19 protein-coding genes are annotated in these 20,300 nt (G+C 68.8%); 10 read left to right on the plus strand and 9 right to left on the minus strand.

Annotation, left to right across the window (positions count from 1 at the left end):
- Positions 1–16: 16 nt before the first annotated feature.
- Together ACIRBX_RS08290 and ACIRBX_RS08295 are read right to left on the minus strand one after the other, a co-directional pair.
- The gene (locus ACIRBX_RS08290; protein WP_402294586.1) at positions 17–718 is read right to left on the minus strand and encodes a hypothetical protein; all 702 of its coding nucleotides are present in this window, start codon (positions 716–718) and stop codon (positions 17–19) included.
- A 506-nt stretch (positions 719–1,224) separates the two neighbouring features.
- The gene (locus ACIRBX_RS08295) at positions 1,225–1,794 is read right to left on the minus strand and encodes a helix-turn-helix domain-containing protein (protein WP_402294588.1); all 570 of its coding nucleotides are present in this window, start codon (positions 1,792–1,794) and stop codon (positions 1,225–1,227) included.
- Between the two features lie 184 nt (positions 1,795–1,978).
- On the opposite strand from ACIRBX_RS08295, the gene ACIRBX_RS08300 reads away from it, so the two are divergent.
- The 6 genes from ACIRBX_RS08300 to ACIRBX_RS08325 all read left to right on the plus strand — a co-directional run bounded on the left by ACIRBX_RS08300 (position 1,979) and on the right by ACIRBX_RS08325 (position 10,389).
- Positions 1,979–2,473, plus strand: a complete 495-nt coding sequence (locus ACIRBX_RS08300) for a DUF2637 domain-containing protein (protein ID WP_402294590.1) — start codon at positions 1,979–1,981, stop codon at positions 2,471–2,473.
- Positions 2,474–3,441: 968 nt separating this feature from the next.
- On the plus strand, positions 3,442–3,978 hold the full coding sequence (locus tag ACIRBX_RS08305; protein ID WP_402295272.1) for a plasmid mobilization protein: 537 nt from the start codon (positions 3,442–3,444) through the stop codon (positions 3,976–3,978).
- Positions 3,975–5,726 carry a hypothetical protein gene (locus ACIRBX_RS08310; RefSeq protein WP_402294592.1) on the plus strand — a complete coding sequence of 584 codons (1,752 nt, stop codon included), beginning with the start codon at positions 3,975–3,977 and terminating at the stop codon, positions 5,724–5,726. Before ACIRBX_RS08305 ends, ACIRBX_RS08310 begins: the two co-directional genes overlap by 4 nt.
- Before the next feature lie 183 nt (positions 5,727–5,909).
- Positions 5,910–8,540 carry an ATP-binding protein gene (locus ACIRBX_RS08315; protein ID WP_402294594.1) on the plus strand — a complete coding sequence of 877 codons (2,631 nt, stop codon included), beginning with the start codon at positions 5,910–5,912 and terminating at the stop codon, positions 8,538–8,540.
- A gap of 241 nt (positions 8,541–8,781) precedes the next feature.
- Positions 8,782–9,090 (plus strand): hypothetical protein, encoded by a 309-nt coding sequence (locus tag ACIRBX_RS08320; RefSeq protein ID WP_402294595.1) that lies wholly within the window; start codon positions 8,782–8,784, stop codon positions 9,088–9,090.
- A 336-nt stretch (positions 9,091–9,426) separates the two neighbouring features.
- A complete protein-coding gene (locus tag ACIRBX_RS08325) occupies positions 9,427–10,389 on the plus strand; it encodes a hypothetical protein (RefSeq protein WP_402294597.1) in 963 nt (320 codons plus the stop codon).
- A 74-nt stretch (positions 10,390–10,463) separates the two neighbouring features.
- Here ACIRBX_RS08325 and ACIRBX_RS08330 read toward each other — a convergent pair whose 3' ends face one another.
- The 7 genes from ACIRBX_RS08330 to ACIRBX_RS08360 form a co-directional block, all read right to left on the minus strand.
- A complete protein-coding gene (locus ACIRBX_RS08330; RefSeq protein WP_402294599.1) occupies positions 10,464–11,057 on the minus strand; it encodes an ATP-binding protein in 594 nt (197 codons plus the stop codon).
- A 69-nt stretch (positions 11,058–11,126) separates the two neighbouring features.
- The gene (locus ACIRBX_RS08335; RefSeq protein WP_402294601.1) at positions 11,127–11,867 is read right to left on the minus strand and encodes a class I SAM-dependent methyltransferase; all 741 of its coding nucleotides are present in this window, start codon (positions 11,865–11,867) and stop codon (positions 11,127–11,129) included.
- Between the two features lie 65 nt (positions 11,868–11,932).
- Complete coding sequence (locus tag ACIRBX_RS08340) at positions 11,933–13,318, minus strand: hypothetical protein (protein ID WP_402294602.1); 1,386 nt, start codon at positions 13,316–13,318, stop codon at positions 11,933–11,935.
- A gap of 4 nt (positions 13,319–13,322) precedes the next feature.
- Positions 13,323–14,090, minus strand: a complete 768-nt coding sequence (locus ACIRBX_RS08345) for an HD domain-containing protein (RefSeq protein ID WP_402294603.1) — start codon at positions 14,088–14,090, stop codon at positions 13,323–13,325.
- 40 nt (positions 14,091–14,130) lie between these two features.
- Positions 14,131–14,709, minus strand: coding sequence for a hypothetical protein (locus ACIRBX_RS08350; RefSeq protein WP_402294605.1), 579 nt, complete (start codon positions 14,707–14,709; stop codon positions 14,131–14,133).
- Between the two features lie 152 nt (positions 14,710–14,861).
- On the minus strand, positions 14,862–15,161 hold the full coding sequence (locus ACIRBX_RS08355) for a hypothetical protein (RefSeq protein ID WP_402294607.1): 300 nt from the start codon (positions 15,159–15,161) through the stop codon (positions 14,862–14,864).
- An 88-nt stretch (positions 15,162–15,249) separates the two neighbouring features.
- Positions 15,250–15,759 (minus strand): nucleoside-diphosphate kinase, encoded by a 510-nt coding sequence (locus tag ACIRBX_RS08360; protein ID WP_345278801.1) that lies wholly within the window; start codon positions 15,757–15,759, stop codon positions 15,250–15,252.
- A 340-nt stretch (positions 15,760–16,099) separates the two neighbouring features.
- Here ACIRBX_RS08360 and ACIRBX_RS08365 point away from each other — a divergent pair, with 340 nt between their 5' ends.
- The 4 genes from ACIRBX_RS08365 (at position 16,100) to ACIRBX_RS08380 (ending at position 20,290) form a co-directional block, all read left to right on the plus strand.
- Entirely contained in the window at positions 16,100–16,750 is a 651-nt protein-coding gene (locus tag ACIRBX_RS08365; RefSeq protein ID WP_402294609.1) for an NUDIX hydrolase, read from the plus strand.
- Positions 16,747–17,157 carry an NUDIX hydrolase gene (locus ACIRBX_RS08370; RefSeq protein ID WP_402294611.1) on the plus strand — a complete coding sequence of 137 codons (411 nt, stop codon included), beginning with the start codon at positions 16,747–16,749 and terminating at the stop codon, positions 17,155–17,157. The genes ACIRBX_RS08365 and ACIRBX_RS08370 overlap by 4 nt, the downstream gene beginning before the upstream one ends.
- Before the next feature lie 378 nt (positions 17,158–17,535).
- The gene (locus ACIRBX_RS08375) at positions 17,536–19,110 is read left to right on the plus strand and encodes an N-6 DNA methylase (RefSeq protein ID WP_402294612.1); all 1,575 of its coding nucleotides are present in this window, start codon (positions 17,536–17,538) and stop codon (positions 19,108–19,110) included.
- Positions 19,103–20,290: a restriction endonuclease subunit S gene (locus tag ACIRBX_RS08380; protein WP_402294614.1), complete on the plus strand. Its 1,188-nt coding sequence runs from the start codon at positions 19,103–19,105 to the stop codon at positions 20,288–20,290. Before ACIRBX_RS08375 ends, ACIRBX_RS08380 begins: the two co-directional genes overlap by 8 nt.
- Positions 20,291–20,300 lie beyond the last annotated feature (10 nt).

The raw sequence follows: 20,300 nt of genomic DNA on the forward strand, positions 1-20,300 counted from the left end.
GGGGCTGCCCTCCTTGTCAGCCCCAAGGGCCGAGCACGGTGAGGACCGGTATTCGGTAGGCAAGACAGGACCCGCCGCCGACAGGGACATCCACGCGCCGGATGGCCAGCTCACAGAGAGCTGCTCCCTCGATGGCCGCGAGCGCGGCCCGCACACCGGGCAGGGACTCGGCGAACTTCCAGGAAGCGGACTGGAAGCGGAACTGGCCGAAGGCTGGCGCCTGGGCCAGGCGGAACCTGACGGTCGCACTGGGGTGCGGGCCACGTCCCGCCTTGGCGAGCGCCTTACGCTCCGCCATCAGCGTCGGGCAGCCGCAGAGCTCCCCGGAGACCGGCGCCGGCGACAGATGCACGATGCCGTCGCAGTGGTGGGTGAGCCGGCCCTGGCCCCAGAGCCGCATGTCGGTGGTGACCGCGCTGTTGGCGGCGAGGACGATCCGCACCTCGGACGCGCGGGTCTGCACCTCTACTGCACCGATGGCGCCGGGCGCGCTCGGCGCGGGAGCAGCGCCGAGCAGCTCGGCGACGCCGGACCCAACTGCGACATCGGACGTCTCGATGCGCCACGTGGCCAGGGACTCGGGGCGGTTGTCGAGCCTGCGGCCCATGTAGAACTGCCCCGCGGCTGGTTCCGCTTCGGTGTGCCGATCCGCTGCGCCTGGGCTCGGCGCAGACGTAGTGACGACGTGGGACTTCCGCGCGATGGCGGTGATGGGCATGGGTCTCCTGTTGGGCAGTCGGCGCTCGGGCTGATGGGCGGGCAGCGCGCGCCGTTGGTGAAGGAAGAGGTGGTGTTCGCTCCAGAACCGGAGCAGGGGTGGCGGCGCGAGCAAGGCGTCAGCGCCGCGGAGCCGGGCCGCGCGCCGGAGGCGCGGTGGGTCGGCGGAGGAAGCTGGGCCCGGAGCAGAGCAGGGTGGAGCTCTGCGCGTGCGGGCGGCAGCTGGGGAAGACCGTCAGATCGGTCTGTGAACTTCGGCGATGGAAGCCGGGTCGGTGGGGCCGTGCTGTGGCCGAGATGGCTGGACAGTCACGCGGGGCAGGGCTGCGGGACGGTAGGGGTGGATGGCGCGCGGCTCCCTTCTTGGTGGTTAGTGGCTGGGCTGGGGAGGGGGCTCTGTTCCCGGTAGTGATCGAGCGGCGGACCGCCGTCCACGAGGTCGGCACAGTAGACGACACACCACTCGGGCCGTAGAACGATCTTGGCCTTCTGCGGGCTGGCCGGTGGCTATCCCAGGGATGCAGGGCCTTGTGGCTGGTCTGCCTGCTGCTTGGACCGTTGGAAGGCCGGGAAGCGGAGGAAGATCAGGGGGCTGGTGCCGATCGGGCCGCGTCGGCGGTTCTCCTCGGTGATGGCGCGGGCAATGCGGTCCTCGAGCTCCTTGGCATGTTGGGGGAACGTCTGGCTGTACTGGTCGACGATCTGGAAGGCCGCGTCGGTGTTCTTCATCAGGTCCAGCAGCCTGCGGTACATGGCGGCCACGGCGTTGGTCATGTCGGCCATGTGCCGCTTGGAGGAGGACTCGGGCGGGCCGAGGAACTCCTCCAAGGTGAGGCCGAAGACCTTGGCGAAGCCGATCGCCTCGTCGAGGTTGATCCGCCGGCGGGGCTCGCCGCTCTCGATCCGCCAGACCGAGGACTGGTTCATGGGATAGCCGGCGGCGGTCATGCGCTTGGCGAGTTCGCCGGTGCTCCAGCCGAGGTACTCGCGCTCCAGGCGGACCCGCTCGGCGGCGTGCTCCTCGCTGAGCGCGGGAGCTGCAGGGGAGTTCTCGGGCTGGCCTGGCTGGTCGGTCACTCGATTCACCTCGCATCGAAGTCGGCTCGTTCTTGCATCGTCGCTAGAGTGAAGCTACAGTCATCCCTGGCGGATGGCAAGTCCATCCGAAATGCATCATCCCATCGAGCCCCCGGAGCCCACCACGACCCCCGCTACCGCGATACTCCCTGCTCGCCTTCCGTCCCCTGCCCGGGTTGTCCGGGTGACCGCCTGGGACCGGCTCGCCGTCGCCCTGATTGGCGTGGCCGGCTTCGCCCTGTCCTTCGATGCGCTGCAGCAGATGGCCGTCGCCATCCACGTGCGCGGCCCGCTGGCGTACGTCTTCCCGCTCACCGTTGACGGGTTCATCGCCTACGGCGTGCGCGCCCTGCTGGTCCTGCGGGCCGCGCCGTGGCAGGCGCGCCTGTACGCCTGGTTCCTGTTCGCCGGTGCGACCGCCGCCAGCGTGTGGGCCAACGCCCTGCACGCTGTGCGCCTGAACCAGGTGCTCGACCAGGGCGACGGGTTGCAGCTCGGCGACGGCGTCGTCGCCGTCCTGTCGATGCTCTCCCCGCTCGCGCTCGGCGGCGCCGTCCACCTCTACATCCTCATCGCCCGCCACGCCGTCACCCCGCAGCCTGCCCCGGCCGGAGCGTACGGCGAGACTTCTGCCGACCCCATGTTCCCGGACCCCCGGTGCGCCGGACCGGCCGTCTGATGGTCCGGTCGCACCCGCCTGGCCGTCCGCCGCGACCGGACGGTCCGTCTCCGGCGGTCCGGAGGGTCCGGAGGGTCCGGAGGGTCCGGAGGGTCCGGAGGGTCCGGACGAGACTGCGGTCCGGTCCGCGCCGTCCGCCTCCTCCGCGCCCGACGAAGTCGGTGGTCCGCTCTCGTTCGTCGCGGACTCGGTGCTGGTCCGGGCCTCCGGTGGTCCGGGGGCGGGGTCGGCAGAACTCCCCGGCTCCGAGGTGCGGACGGACGGCGGCGGTCCGGATGCCGATGGCGTAGCCGAGCCGCCTCCTGCTGCTGGGGGTGGTCCGGGGCGGCGGACGGGTCGTCCGGCGGGGGCGTCGATGGCGCGCTTGCTGGAGGTCAGCCGGCCTGCGGTCCGAGCCCATGGCCGCCCGAGCCGTCCGGTTGTCGAGCGCGCGGTCCGCGAGGCCAACCTGCCCATGGGCAGTACCCGCTTCACGGTCCTGATGGACGAGCTCCGCAAGGAGTTCCCGCACGGTCCGGACCGCGAGCACCCACCGGTCGACTGACCTCACCCCGGCGAACCGGTCCACCGTCCGGTGCGTCCGCTCCGACTTCTGCCGATGCGCAGAACTCCCTGGTCCGATTCGGTCCGTCCGCAGCTGACCCGGTCGCTGCGGACGGACCGCATCCCTTCGCCGTGCGCACACCGGACCATCCCGCCTCCGGAACATGGCGGCCTGCGCGCGAAGCCTTCCGCCCTCGTGTTGGGCATGGTCCGGACGCTGACCAACCTGATCCCGACAACCCCTGGAGCATGCCCTGACCGACATCTTTCCCGTTCCGGACCACCGCTCTGCCGGTGGTGTAACCTCCCTCGACCGCACCGGAGTTGACCATCCACACGTCAACGGCGGAGCAAGCGAGTGCGTGCGGGGCCCCTACGGGGCCACGCACGCGGGTGTCCACGCCCAGGGGGGCGTGGACGTGGCGGTGCTGCCGGGGGCGGCAGCACCGGAGCTTCACCGCGGGGGCGCGGCGAAGCAGGAGGAGACGCCCGCCGTCGAGCCGCACCCGTCCGCTCGATCCGCCGAGCGCGCCCCGCGTGCCGTCGTTCGCTGTGCCAAGCGCCGCCGGCGTGACAACGACAACCCGAAGACGAAGAAGCTCGGCTTCCGGTGCACCGCGGAGCGTGCAGCGCAGATCAAGCGGCTCGCTCAGGAGGCTGGCCTGAACGTGGCCGACTACCTGGAGCGCCAGGCCCTGACCCCGGGCGGCGCCGGGACGGTGACCCGCGACGAGCAGCTCGATCAAGCCGTGCAGGCGCTGGACGCTGCACGCTTCCAGGTCAGCCGACTCGGCGTCAACGTCAACCAGATCGCCTTCCAACTCAACGCCGAGATGGGCATCGAGCACGGCCCGGCACAGGCCACCCTGGCCAGGGCCAGGGAGGCGGTGGTCGAGGTCCGCAGGGCGGTGGCCGGGGTGGACGCCACTGCGATGCGGGCGGCGAAGGCCGCCCGCCGGTGATCACCACCGCCCGCTCCGGGGCGGACACGCTCAAGGCGCTCAAGTACTTATACGGTCCGGGCCGGCGCAACGAGCACACCGACCCGCACCTGGTGGCCTCCTGGGACGGCTTCGCCCCCGACCCGGGCCGCGACGGCGAGGCCACCTTGGCCCAGCTGCGCGACGCCCTGGACCTGCACGTTGTCCGGTACGGCAGGCCGGTCGCCAAGCACGTCTACCACCGCATGGTCCGCGCCGACCCCACCGACCGGAACCTGAGCGACGAGGAGTGGGGCGCGGTCGCACGCCGGGTCGTGGCCGCCGCCGGTATCGCCCCCGACGGCGACTCGGACGGCTGCCGGTGGGTCGCCGTCCACCACGGGGACAACCACATCCACATCCTCGCCACCGTGGTGCGCGCCGACCTGACCCAGGCCCGCCTGCGGGGCGACCAGTACCGGACGGAGGCCGAAGTAACGAAGATCGAGCGCGAGTTCGGGCTCAAGGACTGGTCCGACACCCGAACCCGCGACTACCGGGCGGGGATCCCCAAGCGCCCGAAGAGCCCGGAGCTGCGCAAGGCCGAGCGCCTGGGCCAGGAGGAGCCGGGGCGGGCCCGGCTGCGGACCGGGGTACGGCGGGCCCTCGCGGGGGCTGTGGGGGAGGAGGAGTTCCTTGCCCGCCTAGCCGCGCAGGGGATCCGGTGCGAGGTCCGCCGCCTGCCCTCCGGCGACGCCAGGGGCTACAAGTTCGCCCTGCCCACCGGCGAACCGGGCCCTGTGGTGTGGTTCTCCGGCAGCCAACTCGCGGCCGACCTGACCCTGCCCAAGATCCACGAGCGGTTCGCGGCCGGGATCGACCAGCCCGCGCCCCGCGACCCGGTCGGCCAGAGGCGGCCGGCCACGGTTCGGTACCGGGCCAGCGCCAGCATCGAGCGTGCCACCGCCACCGTCGACGACGACCCGCGCGCTGGTCAGGTCAGCGCGGTGGTCAGCGGCACGATCGAGGTCCTCGACGCCCTCGCCCTCACCAGCCCGGTCCTGTCCAGGAAGGAGATCAACCAGGCCGCCCGGGCACTGGAGTTCACCGCGATTGCCCGCACCCGAGCCGCCCGGGCCGAGGCGCGGGCGATGCGCTCGGTGGCCCGCGAACTCCTCTACACCGGCCCTGCCGGAGGCCGGGGTGAGGAGGGCACGGCCGCCGCCACGATCCTGGCCAGCCTGATCCTGCTGGCGATCGTCATCGCCAAGTGGCACGCCGCCCAAGGCCACCGGCACCAGGCCGAGGCCGCACGAGCGGCGGCACAGCACCTGCGGACCGCCTACGGCAGGCACGCGGGACGGCCGATCGCTGTCCTCGACACCCAGGGCCGCCAACTGCCCCGGCCCGCCCGTGACCGGCACGAGGCACAGGCCCGCCGGGCACTGCCTGCCGACTTGGCAGCCAGGGTGCTCGCGGACCAGGGCTGGGCGGCGCTCGCCGCCACCCTGGCCGAAGCCGGGCAAGCCGGCCACGACCCACAGGCTCTGCTCGCCCAGGCCGCAGGGCAGAGAGAGCTGGCCAGCGCCGACTCCCCGGCCACCGTGCTCACCTGGCGCATCCGCCGGGGCGCCCACCTCCCGGCACCCGCGCCGATCGTCACCCCGGAGGAGCGCCGCACCGGTGCGGCGCTGTCCCGCACGGTCACCCACCGCAGCACCGGCACGCCGGCCGCTGCAGTCACCCCGCCGCCCCCGCCCGCGCCGGAGACTTCGCGTCGCACGCGGTGACCAACCCCGGTGGGCGGGGATGGGAAGCCCCTTCCCGTCCCCGCCCACCGGGGCCCTTCTGCCGGTACCGATGTGGCCGGCAGCCCCTTCCCCTCTGTTCGCCCGCCACCCGACGGTGGCTGGGCAGATCCGCATACCCCCAACCCAGTACTGGAGACTTCTTCTTTGCGTTCGATCCCTGTTGTGCCGCGCACCGTGTTCTCGACGTCCCGCACCGCGGAGTTCCTGGACCGGCAGGCTCTGCAGTCCCAGACCGGCCAGTCCCACGATCGGTTCGGTGACGTCGTGATCAAGGAACTGCTCGACAACGCCCTGGACGCGGCGGAGTCCGAGTGCGTCGCCCCCGAGATCGGCCTCACGGTGTCGTCGGCCGATGACGTGGCGCGCGTGTGCGTGAGCGACAACGGTCCCGGCATCCCGGCCGCCGTCATCGAGCGGATCCTGGACTTCACCCGCAACGTCTCCGACAAGGAGAGCCTGCGCTCGCCGACCCGCGGTATGCAGGGCAACGCCTTCAAGACCCTGCTCGGCATCCCTTACGCGCTCGGCGTCACCGAGTCGGTGGTCATCGAGGCGCACGGGGTACGCCACGAGATCGCCCTGTCCACCGACCCGTCGTCCGAGCTCGCCATCCGCCACGCCAAGACCTCTTCCACCCGCACCACCGGCACGGCGGTGACCGTGCCGCTGCCGGCAGACCGGGTCACCGCCGCCAAGGCGGCCGGGTGGCTGCGAAAGTTCGCGCTCGTCAACCCGCACGCGCGCTTCGTTGACCACGGTCAGGCCTCGGGCGGCGAGGGGGCCGGAATTTACGAGCCCACCGCTCCCGAGGGATGGCGCAAGCCCTGGCCTACCGACCCGACCAGCGCACACCACTACGACAACGCGGCGATGGAGAAACTGGTCTTCGCCCACATCCGCGAGCACCGCCAGGGTGGCGCGGACCTGACCGTTCGGGCGTTCACCAACACCTTCACCGGGCTGTCCGGCTCGGCCAAGGCCAAGAAGGTCGCCGAACGGCTCCCCCAGATCACGCACCTGTCCGGGTTCGAGGAGAAGCGGGAGCAGGTGCCGGTGCTGCTGGCCGCCCTGAAGGAGCACAGCAAGCCGCCCACGCCCTCCTATCTCGGCAAGGTGCCCCGCGACCACTACCACCACGTCCTGGACCAGGCGTTCGGCGTCGAGGAGTCGTGGTTCGCGCGCAAGCAGCTCACCGACGCGGCCGGGATCCCGTGGAGCATCGAGGTCACGGTGGCCCGTACCAAGAGCCCCGGCGACGTCGGCTTCGCGGTGAACTACTCGGCGACCTTCGGTGAGCCGCTGGCGCGCACCCGCCTGGCCGGCGACAAGATCTCCGAGTACGGGGCGCTCTCGTTCCTGACTCAGGCCGACGCGGCCCCCGTCCCCGCCAACCAGTCGCTCCGGGCCGCGATCGTCCATCTGGTCTGCCCGGTGCCGCAGTTCACCGACAAGGGCAAGACGACGCTCGTCGTCCCGCGCGAGGTCGCCGACGCCTGCGCCAAGGCCCTGACCGAGGCGAGTCGGGTGCTGCTCAAGGACAAGCGTTCCAAGCAGAGCGCCGATCGGCGCGAGATGCGGGCGGCGATGCGCGAGCTCGACGCTGAGGCCGCCACCTCGGCCGAGCCGAAGGTGACCCTGAAGGACGCCGTGTTCGCGGTCATCCGCGAGGCCATCGCGCAGGCCCGCGGCACCGAAGAGCTGTCGTTCTCCTCCCACACCCTCTTCTACAAGATCCGCCCGCTCGCGCTGAAGCTCCTGCCTCCCGGCTCCAAGGTCACGGCGCCCTACGTCGAGCAGACCCTGCTCCCCATGTGGGAACGGGCCAACGGCCCCATCCGGGGCCTGTACCGCGAACCCCGCGGAACCCTCCACCACCCCCACGACCCAGAAGGGACGAAGGACGTACGCCTTGGCACCCGCGAGGTCCGGGAGTACCAGCCGCCGCAGTGGAGCTACAACAAGATCCTCGTCATCGAGAAGACGGGCCTGTGGCCGCCGGTGCGCGAGTCCGGCATCGCCGACCGGTACGACATGGCCGTCATCACCAACGAGGGCTACAGCACCGAGGCGTGCCGAGACCTGCTGGCCAGGATGCCCGCCGGCGAGGTGCAGATCTTCGTCCTCCACGACGCCGACCCCGCCGGCTACAACATCGCCCGCACCCTCGGAGAGGCGACCGCCCGCATGCCCGACCACCGCATCGAGGTCATCGACCTCGGCCTGAGCGTCGACGACGCCATCGCCAAGGGCCTGGAAGCCGAACCCGACACCCGTGAGTCCGCCCTGCCCGCCCGCATCCTCCCCCACCTCACCCCAACCGCCCGCGCCTGGTTCACCGGCAAGCCCATCGCCCGCAAGCCGGACGGCAAGCCCGCCAGCTGGCGCTACCAGCGCGTCGAGCTGAACGCCTTCTCTTCCCCCGAGCTCATCGCCTACATCGAGGAAGGACTCGCCCGCCACCACGCCACCGGAAAGGTCATACCCCCCGACAGCTGGCTGTCCGTCAACGCCGAAGGCTCCCTGCGCCACCGCGTCGCCGCAGCTGTCGGTGCGGCGATCGACGCCATGATCCCCAAGGACAGGATCATCGACGAGATCCTGGAGGGCCTCGACACCGACCAGATCACCGCCATCAGCTCAACCGATGTCGCCCAACTCCACACCCATCGTCCTTCCCTCTCCTGGACGGACGCAGTCCCGATCCTCGTCGGCCAGCGACTGAGCGACCACGCCGACCTGCCCGCCCTCGCCCGCCAAGGCGTCATCAACTACCAGGCCACAGAACGCCAGTAGCCGGCCCCCCGCACGGCTGCCACCCCACCAGGGCGGCAGCCGTGCGGGCCTGGAAGGGCGCACCGATCGTCGTGCCGGTCGGACCCCGAGACGACGACAGCCAAGCCAACCGCCCATGGAGGCACCGCCAACTGGCTTGCGGGGAAGGTGTGGTGTCGGTTCGATGTCTTCTTCGAAGTCCGGGAAGGGTGTGCCCGCCGGTCGTCTTGTGGTGCTTGCAACCGACACGGAAGGGCACCGTATGACCAACCCCGCCGACCGCAACACCACCCTCGCCGTCCCCCACCCCGGCCCCCTCAACCCCCGCGGCATCACCATCACCTGCGCCGCCTGCAACGCCGCCCGCGACTGGCTGCTGATCCACGTCCACCCCGACCTGGTCTTCGTCCGCTGCCGCTGCACCCACGAATGGCTCGAACACGACCTGGAGCCCACCCACGTCCACGACGCCCGTGACGACTCCTTCGAAGAACGCGAGTGGGCGTCCTTCGAGGAGATGTACCGAGGACTCGGCTTCGACGGCCTCCTCGCCGGCACCATCTGGCTGTAACGGGTCGAACCGGCCGGGAGGCGCGACTGCCTCCCGGGCGGGGTGCCGGAGGCGGTGCTCCGACCTGCTACGAGGCAGTCGAGAGCAGTTGCCCGACTGTGCGTCAGTGATCCGAAGTGGAAAGGCAGTCCCGCTACTTGGCGACCTGGCCGTAGCACGATCTGCCATCAGCGAAGTGTGAGAGTGACCGCTCGCCGATCGAGTCGATCTTCGGACGGTGCGTGTGCTACGTTCCGAAGTCCAACCGAAAATAGGCGACCCCGGCGGTGCTGGTAACACCCCGGGGTCCGGCAACAGGAGTGCAACCTCCCGATGCGTGTCCATCGTAGCGCCCACGTGCGCAACTTCACGGTGCTGCCCAACTGCGTGCTGCAGTACCGGCAGCTGTCCTACACCGCCCGCGGCCTGCTCGCGGACCTTCTCTCCCGTCCCGACGGCTGGCGCGAGGACGGCCGCCACATGGCCGACACTAGCCCCCAGGGACGCGGGGCGATCCGCAAGGCCCTGAAGGAGCTGGCCGACGCCGGCTTCTACCGGGTCGAGAAGATCCGGATGCCCGACGGCACCATCCGCACCGAGACCCACGTCTACGACACCCCGCAGCGCGCCCTGCCGGGTGCCACCCGTCCGGACTCCGGTGAAGCGACCACCGGCGGTGCTGACGTCCTTCCAAAGGACCGGTACCAAGAACCCTCCCTCCCCGATCCGCAGACCGCTCTCGCCGACGAGACGCAGGCGATGGAGGGAGGGCGGGAGGAAGATCCCGACGAGGAAGCCGACCGGCAGCCCGTGACGATGCCAGACGGCCCCGCCCGCGAGGCGGTCGCCACGTTGTTCCGGGCGATCCGCCCAGAACCCCGGCTGAGGCTCGGCGCCGCAGAAGCCGAGGACCTCGCGCCCCTGGTCGCCCAGTGGCTGGAACGCGGCAGCACCCACGCCGATCTCACCGCCGCACTACTGCCGGGCCTGCCCACCCCGATGCACTCGCCCGCTGCGGTGCTCCGCAGCCGATTGGAGCGCAAGATGCCGCCCGTCCAGGCGCCCGTGCGACCGGCAGCGGCTCGGTATGCCGAGTGCGCCAAGTGCCACGACCCAGTGCCGCGGCCCGGTATCTGCCGCCCCTGTGCGGGCCTCGGAACCCGCATACCTGCCGTCGGCGGTGGTGAAGCCGCCACTCCAGGTGGAATTGCCCGAGCACGGGCGGTTCTCCTGGCTGCCAAGGCTGCGTCGCGCTACCGAGGCCAGTCGAAGTTGCCTACGGCCGGTTCTCCCGGAGCAGCTTGTGAGGTAGCTGGATGACGGCCTACCGGCGGGCCATCGGGATGCCAGAGAAGGGATCGGCATGGCGGATGCCGCTGCACAGGTGCCCCTCTCTACAGCCCCCGCAGGCCGACCAACACTCGGCCCATGAGCTGGGGATCATCAACTGCGAGCTGCTCGTCGGTGATCGGCTTGAACGGTCGAGGCCTGCCCGTCCGATTCGACGTCGGCCGCAGAGCCACTGTCACTGACGGGGCCGCCAGTTTCTGCATGCCGAGGCGGAGCTCGGCCCACACCACCTTGCCGCCGCCCGGCGGCTGGTAGTGGCCCCACCTGCTGCTCATGTGCTCGACCAGGAAGATGCCGCGTCCGCCCTCGGCTTCCTCGCCGACGTGCTGAAGCACTGGCGGCTGCGGGTCGTGGTCGGCGACCTGGACGACGACGGCCCGGCCGTGCAGCTGCAGGTCGAGCGCGAAGGTCTGCACCTTGGACAGCACCGCCGAGGTCAGCTTCTCGGGCTGCTTCGCAGCGGGGTGCCGGACGGCGTTGGTGGCGAGCTCGGACACCACCAACAGCACGCTGTCGATCAGGTCGGGAGGCACCTGCCAGCGGCTGAGCACGTCACGGGTGTGGCGCCTGGCCCAACCGACAGCGTTGGGGGTGTCGGCCAGCAGCAGGTGGCTGCGCGCGGTGGGGACTTGCGACATTGCGGACGCCTCCCGGCGAGGCGGTGGCCGAGCTCCAGCTCGACCACCGCGCTGGTTGGGGCCGAGTTCCTACTTGGTGGCGATGACGTAGACGCTGGCCCATTCGCGCTTGGGGTTGGCCAGGGTGGCATCGAAGGGCCAGGGCTCGACCGTGGTGAAGCCGGCTTCGCTGAACAACTGGACGAGCTTCTCGAAGTCGTACGCCCACAGGTGTGGGGTGTACTTCGGGTCGTCGTCCTGGTCCCGGAAGACGTAGTTGACCAGATCGAGGTACGTGTTGATGTCGCCCTGGCAGCCGCGCTTGGCGTACCAGCGCTCGACCATCTCGGTGGCCTGGTCCGGCGCGGCCGGGTAACCATCCAGTACGAAGGCGGCGTCCGGCACGCCGGTGACGACCTGGCCGCCCGGCGCCAGCACGCGGTGGGCCTCGCGGGCGAAGCCCTTGGCCGACCGCGGGTAGTCGATGTGCTCGAGGAAGTGCTCGTTGAAGAGCAGCTCGACGGTGTTGTCCTGGAGCGGCAGGCCTTCTCGCACGTCCCACAGCAGGTCGGCCGGCGGCACCAAGTCGATGTTGAAGAATCCGTCGAGCTGGTGGCTGCCACCGCCGATCTGAACCTTGGTCGGCCGCTCCTCGAGTCCGTTGGGGTAGGCCCGCTGGCTCGCCCGGTGGTAGCGGGTGAGCTCGATCTCCTTGGCGGCGGCGCGTAGTGTCCGGGCCAGGCCGTGGGTGGTGGTCGGCTCTGCGAGGGCGGCCGTGATGTGCTCGCCGAGCAGGTCGATGGACGGTATGCCGTAAATGTCTCGGGGCATGGCAGACGTCTCCCTTGGGCGTGGTGGCTTGGGTGGAGTACCGAGTTGCGTGAGCTGAGCAGTGATCAGGCGGCGCTGGGCGCGGGCTGGGACCACTGGTTGTTGCGCATCAGGGTGGACCGGAGGTCGACCAGGCGCGGGGCGACCGTCAGCTCCAGCTGCTCGGTCGGGTGGAGGTTGCCGGCTTCGTCGGCGTCGGCGCGCCAGACGCGGTACTGGAGGTCGGGGTAGGCCGGGTTGATGCCGATCTCGCCCTTGGGGATGGTGCCGTTGAAGGGCACCGGGATGTCGAGGTGGTTCCAGTAGTTCCAGGCTTGGAGTGCCTTGACCTGGTCGAAGTAGAAGTAGAAGTCGGGCGAGCGTCCGAACGTGCGCAGCTCACGGTGGATCAGGTGGCCGAGCAGCGGGCCGAGTTGGGTGGCGAGGCTGTCGAACTCCCACTTGGTGTGGCGCCAGCGGTCCGGCATCTGGCCGGGGGTGAAGAGGCGGGCAGCGACCAGGTGGCTGATGCGGTCGGTCAGGTAGGCAGCCGCGGCGGTCGGGTCGAGGGTGGAGTCGACCTTCACCAGGGTGTCGGCGAGGTCGGGGACGTGGAACTTCGCCAGGTCGAACCGGCCGATCATCCCGGGGACGGCGAAGAGCAGCTCCTTGTAGAGCCAGTTGTTGAACTCGCCCAGCTCGGCCAGCCGGCGCGTGCGTGGGCTGGTGGAGTGCAGCATCGCGTACTCGGACAAGGCTTCGAAGAACAGGTAGCCGAGGATCGGCAGCCGCGGGATGGTGGCGTCGAGCTGCCGCAGGAAGTCGACGGGAGCGACGGTTGCGCCCTGGTAGGCGATGGCGGCGGCGGTCGCCAGGAAGGCGGTGGAGTTCTTCACCCGGCTGACCACGGTCTCGCGCAGCTGGTGCCGCTCGGCCTTGGACAGCAGGTACTCGAGGTGGGTGTAGATGGCCAGGTGGATCGACCCGAGTCGGAGGTAGTCCACGCCGGCCAGCCCCTGGTACGCCTGCGGTGGCAGGTCCAGCTCGAAGACCAGCGGGGTGGGCCGGTGGTCCGGTCGCCCGATCTTCGCCAGGAAGGCCGGCGCCTCGCGGTCGAGGATGTAGGAGCCCAGGTTGTGCGGCCGGAAGCCGTGGTTGGTCGCGGTGAGCGGCGCGCAGTAGATGCTGCCGACCAGGCACCCGCCGGAGGGATAGAGCACGCCGTCCTGGTTGATCTTCTCCAGGGCGTGGGTGACGTGCAGCAGGTGGAGCTTGCCGCCGGTGGCCAGGGAGTCGAACAGAGCGTTGCGCCGAAGCAGGTGGCCGTTGGGGGTGCCGAGAGACAGCCGGTCGGTCCAGGCGACCTTCTGGATGCCGAGTGGATCGTCCGGGTTGGGCGTCGCCGGCACGAGGCTGGTGCCGAAGAAGGCGTGGGCGTCGGCCCAGCTCTCGTAGGAGTCGGTGAAGTCCACGGTGCTACACCAGCCCCTTCTCGGCCACGGCGTAGCGGACGGCGGCCACGCCGGAGGCACCGGCGAGGAAGGCTTCTTCGGAGACGACCACCAGGTCGAAGGCGAGCGGCAGCAACTGGTCGAAGGCCGGCTCGCGAACGTACCGGCTGTTCGGCCACCAGGAGCGTTTCGGGAGCCGGTAGCGGTCGAGTGCATCCGCTACCTTCACCAAGTCGCAGATCCGCTCGGCCCGGCTGTAGTCGGCGCGATCGTCAGCGGTGAACGCCTCGTACGGCACCTCGTGCAGCCGGACCGCGGTGGCGGCGCGGATGATCTCGCTCGGACTGGGCGTGCGGCGGAAGTGCGACCAGGCCAACTCCGCGTTGGCCGCCAGCCAGACCGCGGCTCTGCTGCCGTGGTCCTGGTCGTCCTTGTCGTGCTGACGCTGGCAGTCGTGGACGGCCGCCGCGATGACCGTGGCGGCGGTGTCCGTCTCGTTCAAGCCGTGCCAGTCGGCCAGCAGTGCGGCGAGGACGGCCGTCCGCAGACCGTGGCGGTAGCCGTGGATGGAGTCGGTGAGTTGGGGCTCGGCGAACCACCGCGTGGGGATGGCGGCTTGCTCCACCAGGGCCTTGGTGGAGGACCGGAGCGGCGGCGGCCAGGCCGGCGGGAAGTCGGGCCGGTTGGCCTTGATCCACTCGACCGTGGCGGTGTCGGTGAACTGGTGGAGCGGGAGTTCCTTGCGGGCAGCCAACTCGACCAAGCTGTCCGTGTGGGTCGTGCTCGTGCTCATCGTGCAGCCCACCCCCTCGGTGGTCGGGACGGTAGGTGTCCTACCGGATCTCGGCCGACTGGGCGGCCTTGCGCGCGGCCTCCTCGGCCTCGAATGCGGCGGTGAAGTCGGCCAGCTCCTGCTCGGTCATGACGGTGACGCCCAGCTCGGCGGCGACATCGATGATCTCGGCGGCAGCCCCGTCGCGATCGGTGTCGGAGGCACCGTCGTCCAGCAGCCGCTCGAACTCGGCGTGGTAACCCCACGCTTCGCTCCACTTGACCGCGATCTCGACGCCGTGGAAGCGGAAGTTGCGGCGGAAGTTGAAGGCCTCGTGGCGGGTGTCCTCGAAGCCGAGCGCGCCGAACAGCTGGACGGCTGCGGCCACGTCCGCCTGGGCGATCGGGAACTCGGTCTCGCCGAACGCGGCGCCCCGGCCGATCTTGCTGTCCTTGAGCGTGATCTTCGCGGTGCCGGCGGACTGGTTGTCGGTGACCTTCAGCAGCTGGTCCGGCAGCACGAAGAAGTGGATCAGCTTGTTGTCCTGGCCCAGGTCCTCGCCGTCGCGGACGAGCCGCTCCACCAGGGCGTCGTGGGTGTCCTTGTCGAACCGGGCGCGCATCTCGATCTCGACGGCCAAGGCAGTCGTCCTCTCCTGTTTCGGGCATGGTTGATGGCCCGCACCGGCGTCAGGTACCCCCTGGCCGGTGCGGTGATCGGTATGAAGTTGGTGGTGCGCTGGCGGTGCGGCCGGTCTCTGCTCCCGGGCTGCACCGCCAGCAGCTCTCTACGTCAGGCCTGCTCACCGAAGCGCTCGCGGATCACGCCCGCGTGCAGGTAGTTCGGCAGCGGCACGCCGCCGACGGCAGTGCGCTTGGTCGCCACCTGGTCCTCGGTGTCGGCCGGGAAGCCCTCCAGCAGCTGGAGACACTGCGTCACCCACTCGCGGGACTTGCTCCAGTCGCCGGCGTCCCGCAGCAGCAGCGTCAGGGCGTACGCCGTCTCGGCCGCGGCCCAGCGGTCCGTCGCCAGCTCCTGCTGGAAGGCGGCCTCCAGCTCGGTCGGCGAAGCCAGACGGATGGTGTTCGTCATCGGTGCCTTCTCCTCGTTTCGTGCCAGTCGTTCTCGTGGTGGTGAACTTGGCCGACGTCACCGGAGTGACGCCCGGGAGGCCGCCGAATCAGTAGATGTACGTCTCGGCCAGCGTCTTGTAGTCGAACAGCTCGTCCTTGGCGAACCAGAGATCGACTTCCTGCGCGGCCTCCTCGCGGTTGCCGGAGGCGTGGATCAGGTTGGCCACCGCCTTCCCGACGGCCACGCTGGCGCCCCGGCTCATGTGCGAGAAGTCGCCGCGGATGGTGCCGGCGGGCGCCTGGTCCGGGTAGGTGCTGCCGACGATCTTGCGGACCGTGGCGATGGCGTCGTAGCCCTCCAGCACCAAGGCGATGACCGGCCCCTGCTGCATGAAGGTGGCGGTCAGGTTGTAGACCTCGGAGCCAAGGCGCTCCTCCAGGTCCGCGTAGTGCTTGCGGGTGAACTCGGCGTCCATCCACTTCATCTTCGTGCCAACGACCTTGAGCGCGGCGTCCTCGAACCGCTGCAAGACTCGGCCGGACAGACCACGGGCCACTGCGTCGGGCTTGAGCAGGACGAGCGTGCGCTCGATCTGGCCCTGGGTCTCCTCGGTCATTTGTTCCCTTTCCCCTGCCAGAGTGGCGATTTGACGGTGCATCAAACACGTCCGGCACTGAGGTTACCCGTGCGAGTGAAGCGGTTTTGCGCGTTGGGCTGGCAGGGCTGTCACCAGGTTGAAGAAGGACCAGACGTACCCGATGAGCTCGCCTAGAATCGCTGCGGCCCCGCCCGTCCTTGGTGGGCGAAGCGCTCGCAACTGGCGCTCGGGGTCGGAGTGTTCATCGGCACGGGGCAAAGTCTGGCCGCATCCGAGCCCCGTCACCATGCACTGCCAGTGCAGCCGCGGTGCAGCTTGATGGCAGCGCGGCAGCAGCACCCAACAGAGTGGGGACAGCGTGGACGTCGTCGAGACCTGGACCGGCAAGTCAGCCTGCCAGCTCCAAGAGGCGCTGCGCGATACCAACGAGGCCTTCGCCGGCCGGCTCGGCATCGGGCTGCGAACGGTGGCCAGCTGGCACCAGAACCCGGAGCTCGTCCCTCGCACCGAGATGCGGCAACTGCTCGACCAGATCCTGGAGAAGGCGCCGTCTGCCACCCAGAAGCGGTTCGCTCTGCTGACCGCCGAGGCCAACAGCAGCCTCGCCACGGCCCAGGCCTTGCGAGTCGCCATCGCGGTCGTGGTGCGCGGGGCCGAGGTGCTGCTCGTCTGCCGCCGGGACGACGAGTCAGCCGGCATCCGCTGGCAGTTCCCAGCTGGTGTGATCAAGCCGGGAGGCAGCCCGGCGTCGGCGGCCGTCCGAGAGACGCTCGCCGAAACCGGCGTCCACTGCGCCGTCCGCCAAGACCTCGGCGGCCGGCTCCACCCGACCACCGGCGTCTGGTGCCAGTACTTCCTCGCCGAGTACCTGGTCGGCGAAGCCCAGAACCAGGACACGATCGAGAACGCCGACGTCATGTGGGTTCCGAGAAACGCCGTGCCGCGGTTCATCCCCGTCGATACGATCTTCCCGCCCATCCTGGCCGCCCTGGAGGAGTCGCAGACATGACCGAGCAGACCGACAAGCCGGGCATCGCCGCCGCCATCGTGGTGCAGGACGGCCGCGTGCTGATGGTCCAGCGTCGGGTCAAGGAGGGCGAGCTGTCGTGGCAGTTCCCAGCCGGTGAAGTTGAGGCCGGCGAGACGGCCGAGGAGGCTGCCGTCCGCGAGACCGCGGAGGAGGTCGGCCTGACAGTGAAGGCGACGCAGCTGCTCGGCGAGCGCGTTCACCCGAAGACCGGTCGGCACATGAGCTACACCGCCTGCGAGATCGTGAGCGGCACCGCCACGGTGGTCGACACCGAGGAACTGGCCGAGCTGGCGTGGATCACGCACGAGCAGATCGCCGAGTACGTACCGTATGGCCTGTTCGAGCCGGTGCAGCAGTACCTGGATGGAGCTCTGGCGTCTCCCTGACCAAGGGTGACCCCGCCATTGTGGCTCCGGTCGGGCTGAACCCGGCGACGACAGTCCCCAACGGCCTCTTCGCAGTACTTGCTTGGGGAAGCTGCTTGCTGCCCTGGCGGCCAGTGCCCCGAACGCCCAGCTCAAGTCGGCAGTTGGCTGAAGCGATGAGGGTTCAGCAGAGCTGTCTGGACGCCATCGGTGATGCCGTTCGTTTGTCCTGCTGGAGGGCTATCGTTGGCGAGTCGCCCGCACAGGGGTTTCGGCGGCGTGCCCTCGCTCGGCAGGACGAGCCCGCCTGCACGTGCCGAGCACGCCCGAACCCTGGGGGACCAGCAGGAATACCGCGGCCTACGTGGCCACCGTTGACGAGCAAGGACACACCGACTGATGGCAGTGACCCAGCAGGAGATCGAGAACCGATTGTGGGCCGCCGCCGACGAGCTGCGCGTGGCGATGCCGGAAGCACAGTACTCTTCGGTGATCTTTCCGCTGATGTTCTGGAAGTACCTGTCGGACACCTGGGACCACGAGCACCAGAAATTCCTGGCTGAGAACGAGGGCTGGGACAGCCTTACCGCCGAGGAAGCTCACCAGATCGAGTACCGCGACTACCAGTCGTTCGAGATCCCGTTGGTCCTCCGCGGCACGGACCGGGAGCGGCGCGCCTCCTGGTCGGCCCAGCTCGCCACCGTCGCGCAGCCTGGCCTCGGCCAGCGGGTCCGTACCTCTCTGCGAGCCATCGAGACAGCCAACCCCGACAAGTTCTCACGCATTTTCGGGAACATGCCTTGGACCTCTGAAGAGGTTCTGCCGGGAGACGTGCTGGCAGCGGTCATGCAGGCGATGAACCGCGTCCCAAAGATGCACGAGGGCAACATGTCCTACGACGTGCTCGGCGGTGCGTACGAGTATCTGCTGAAGCGGTTCTCCGATGGATCCGGCACCCGTGCTGGCCAGTTCTTCACGCCGCGCGAGGTAGTAGAGCTGATCATCGAGATCCTTAACCCTCAGAACTATGAGTCGGTGTACGACCCGACGTGTGGATCGGGCGGCATGCTCATCGCCTCTGCTGGCCTTCTGAAGGCCCGCGGCAAGCGCGGTTACACCCTGAGCCTGCATGGGCAGGAGACTGTGGGGGACACCGCAGGTGTGGCGCGCATGAACCTCTTCATGCACAACCTCACCCAGTTCAAGATCGAAGTCGGCGACACTCTGAAGGACCCACGCTTCAAGAAGCCGGATGGGTCCGTCCGGCAGTTCCACGTAGTTGTCGCCAATCCACCCTACAGTCAGAGTTGGAAGCCCTGGAGTAACGACCCGCGCGCAATCGGCGGAGTAGCGCCGCGGTCGTCGGCAGACTGGGCGTTCGTGCAGCATATGATTGCCAGCATGGATCCGGAGAAGGGGCGTGCCGGCGTCGTCCTTCCCCATGGCGTCCTGTTCCGGGGAGGGCAGGAAGCAGCCATCCGCAAGCGTGTCCTGGACGATGACCTCCTGGAAGCCGTGATCGGCCTGCCCGAAAACCTCTTCTATTCGACCGATATCCCGACCTGCATCCTTGTTTTCCGTGCTCGTGGGACTAAGGTCAAGGGGCGCAGGAATGGCGTGCTGTTCATCGACGCCTCCAAGCGGTTCGCCAAGGCCAAGAATCGCAACGTCTTCACCGACGCGGACATTGCCGATGTCGTGACCGCCTACCACTCCGAAATCGGCGCGGGCAACAACCCCGTGGATCCTGGAGGAGATGGCGGCCTCGCGGCGCGTTTCGTCCCCATCACGGAGATCGTGGCGAACGGGTATGACCTCAAGATTGGTCGCTACATCAAGCAGTTCGCCGCCGAGCAGGAAGATCTGGGTATCCTTATTAAGGCCTATAACCTCGCCAGGGCAGAGCGTCAGCGGGCCGAGGAGCGCATGCTCACTGTGCTGGCGGAGGCCGGAATCGAGGGCTTCGATGAGTGATGGCTACCCGCTTCGTTCACTCGGTTCGCTGATGCGCCTCGACATTCAGCGCACGCCGATGGTTCCTGGGACCGCCTATCGTCTGGCTGGGGTCCTGAATGCGGGACAGGGCCTTATCGCTAAAGGTGAACTCGACGGCGGAGAAACAGAGTACGCGGCGATGAACGTGCTGCGCGTCGACCAGGTAGTCATGCGAAAGCTCACTGCGTGGGAGGGTCCGATCACTGTAGTGCCCGCAGATTTCGACGGATTCGTCGTCAGCAGCGAGTTCCCGACATTCACGCTTACTCCAGAGTTGGAGCCTCGATGGATGAGTCATGTCTGCCGCTCGCCGCGACTGTGGGCGGAAATGAAGAATCGGGTCAGCGGGACAGTTCAACGGCGTAAGCGCCTCAACCCAGAGCAACTTTTGCAGATTGAATTCCCGGTCCCGCCTCGCGAAGTACAGGCGCGGATCGTTGAGGTGTTGGACGCGGTTGACGTCCAGATCGCCGCACTTGAAGACGAAGCGGGAGCGATTCTCAACGTTCTCCGTCGACTTCGTGACGATTCGATGACAGAAGGACCTGCTGCTGAAGTCCGAGCGGACGAGGCATTTAGCATCACTATGGGGCGCCAGCGCTCACCGCAACGTGCAACTGGCCCTCACATGACTCCCTACCTGCGGTCTGCAAATGTCGGCTATGGCACGCTCGAACTCTCCGACGTCCTGGAAATGGATTTCAATCCAGCCGAGCGCGAGAACTTTGCTCTTCGATGGGGTGACGTCCTTGTCTCCGAAGGAAGCGCAAGCGAGAGCGCAGTCGGCATGCCGGCTATGTGGCGGGATGAGATTGCCGGTCCGATCTGCTTCCAAAATACTCTACTTCGCTACCGTGCTGTCGAGGGCGTCAGTATTCCAGAATTCGTCAAGCACTGGTGTCTTTGGGCATATGAGTCTGGGCAGTTCAGCGAAGTCGCTGGAGGGACCAACATCAAACACATCGGGTCCAAGCGGGCAGTCCGCATGGGAGTTCGCCTCCCAAGTCTGGACGAACAGGAACGCATCACAGCACGACTCGACGCGGTGAGTGAGGTCTACGCGGTTACCCGCACCGAAGCTGATCGTCTCCGCCGGGCGCGGGCAAGCCTGCTGGCGGGGCTATTGGATCGCACGATCGATATTGAGTCCGCTGAGTAGGGGGTCTTGG

Origin of the sequence: Kitasatospora sp. NPDC096147, from assembly GCF_044763225.1 — a bacterium.
Taxonomy (GTDB): domain Bacteria; phylum Actinomycetota; class Actinomycetes; order Streptomycetales; family Streptomycetaceae; genus Kitasatospora.

Bases quoted from the DNA above. Each gene is read 5' to 3' on its own strand.
- ACIRBX_RS08290 (WP_402294586.1), bottom strand. From the start codon at position 718: ATGCCCATCACCGCCATCGCGCGGAAGTCCCACGTCGTCACTACGTCT.
- ACIRBX_RS08320 (WP_402294595.1), top strand. From the start codon at position 8,782: ATGACCAACCCCGCCGACCGCAACACCACCCTCGCCGTCCCCCACCCC.
- ACIRBX_RS08330 (WP_402294599.1), bottom strand. From the start codon at position 11,057: ATGTCGCAAGTCCCCACCGCGCGCAGCCACCTGCTGCTGGCCGACACC.
- ACIRBX_RS08335 (WP_402294601.1), bottom strand. From the start codon at position 11,867: ATGCCCCGAGACATTTACGGCATACCGTCCATCGACCTGCTCGGCGAG.
- ACIRBX_RS08345 (WP_402294603.1), bottom strand. From the start codon at position 14,090: ATGAGCACGAGCACGACCCACACGGACAGCTTGGTCGAGTTGGCTGCC.
- ACIRBX_RS08355 (WP_402294607.1), bottom strand. From the start codon at position 15,161: ATGACGAACACCATCCGTCTGGCTTCGCCGACCGAGCTGGAGGCCGCC.
- ACIRBX_RS08360 (WP_345278801.1), bottom strand. From the start codon at position 15,759: ATGACCGAGGAGACCCAGGGCCAGATCGAGCGCACGCTCGTCCTGCTC.
- ACIRBX_RS08370 (WP_402294611.1), top strand. From the start codon at position 16,747: ATGACCGAGCAGACCGACAAGCCGGGCATCGCCGCCGCCATCGTGGTG.
- ACIRBX_RS08375 (WP_402294612.1), top strand. From the start codon at position 17,536: ATGGCAGTGACCCAGCAGGAGATCGAGAACCGATTGTGGGCCGCCGCC.
- ACIRBX_RS08380 (WP_402294614.1), top strand. From the start codon at position 19,103: ATGAGTGATGGCTACCCGCTTCGTTCACTCGGTTCGCTGATGCGCCTC.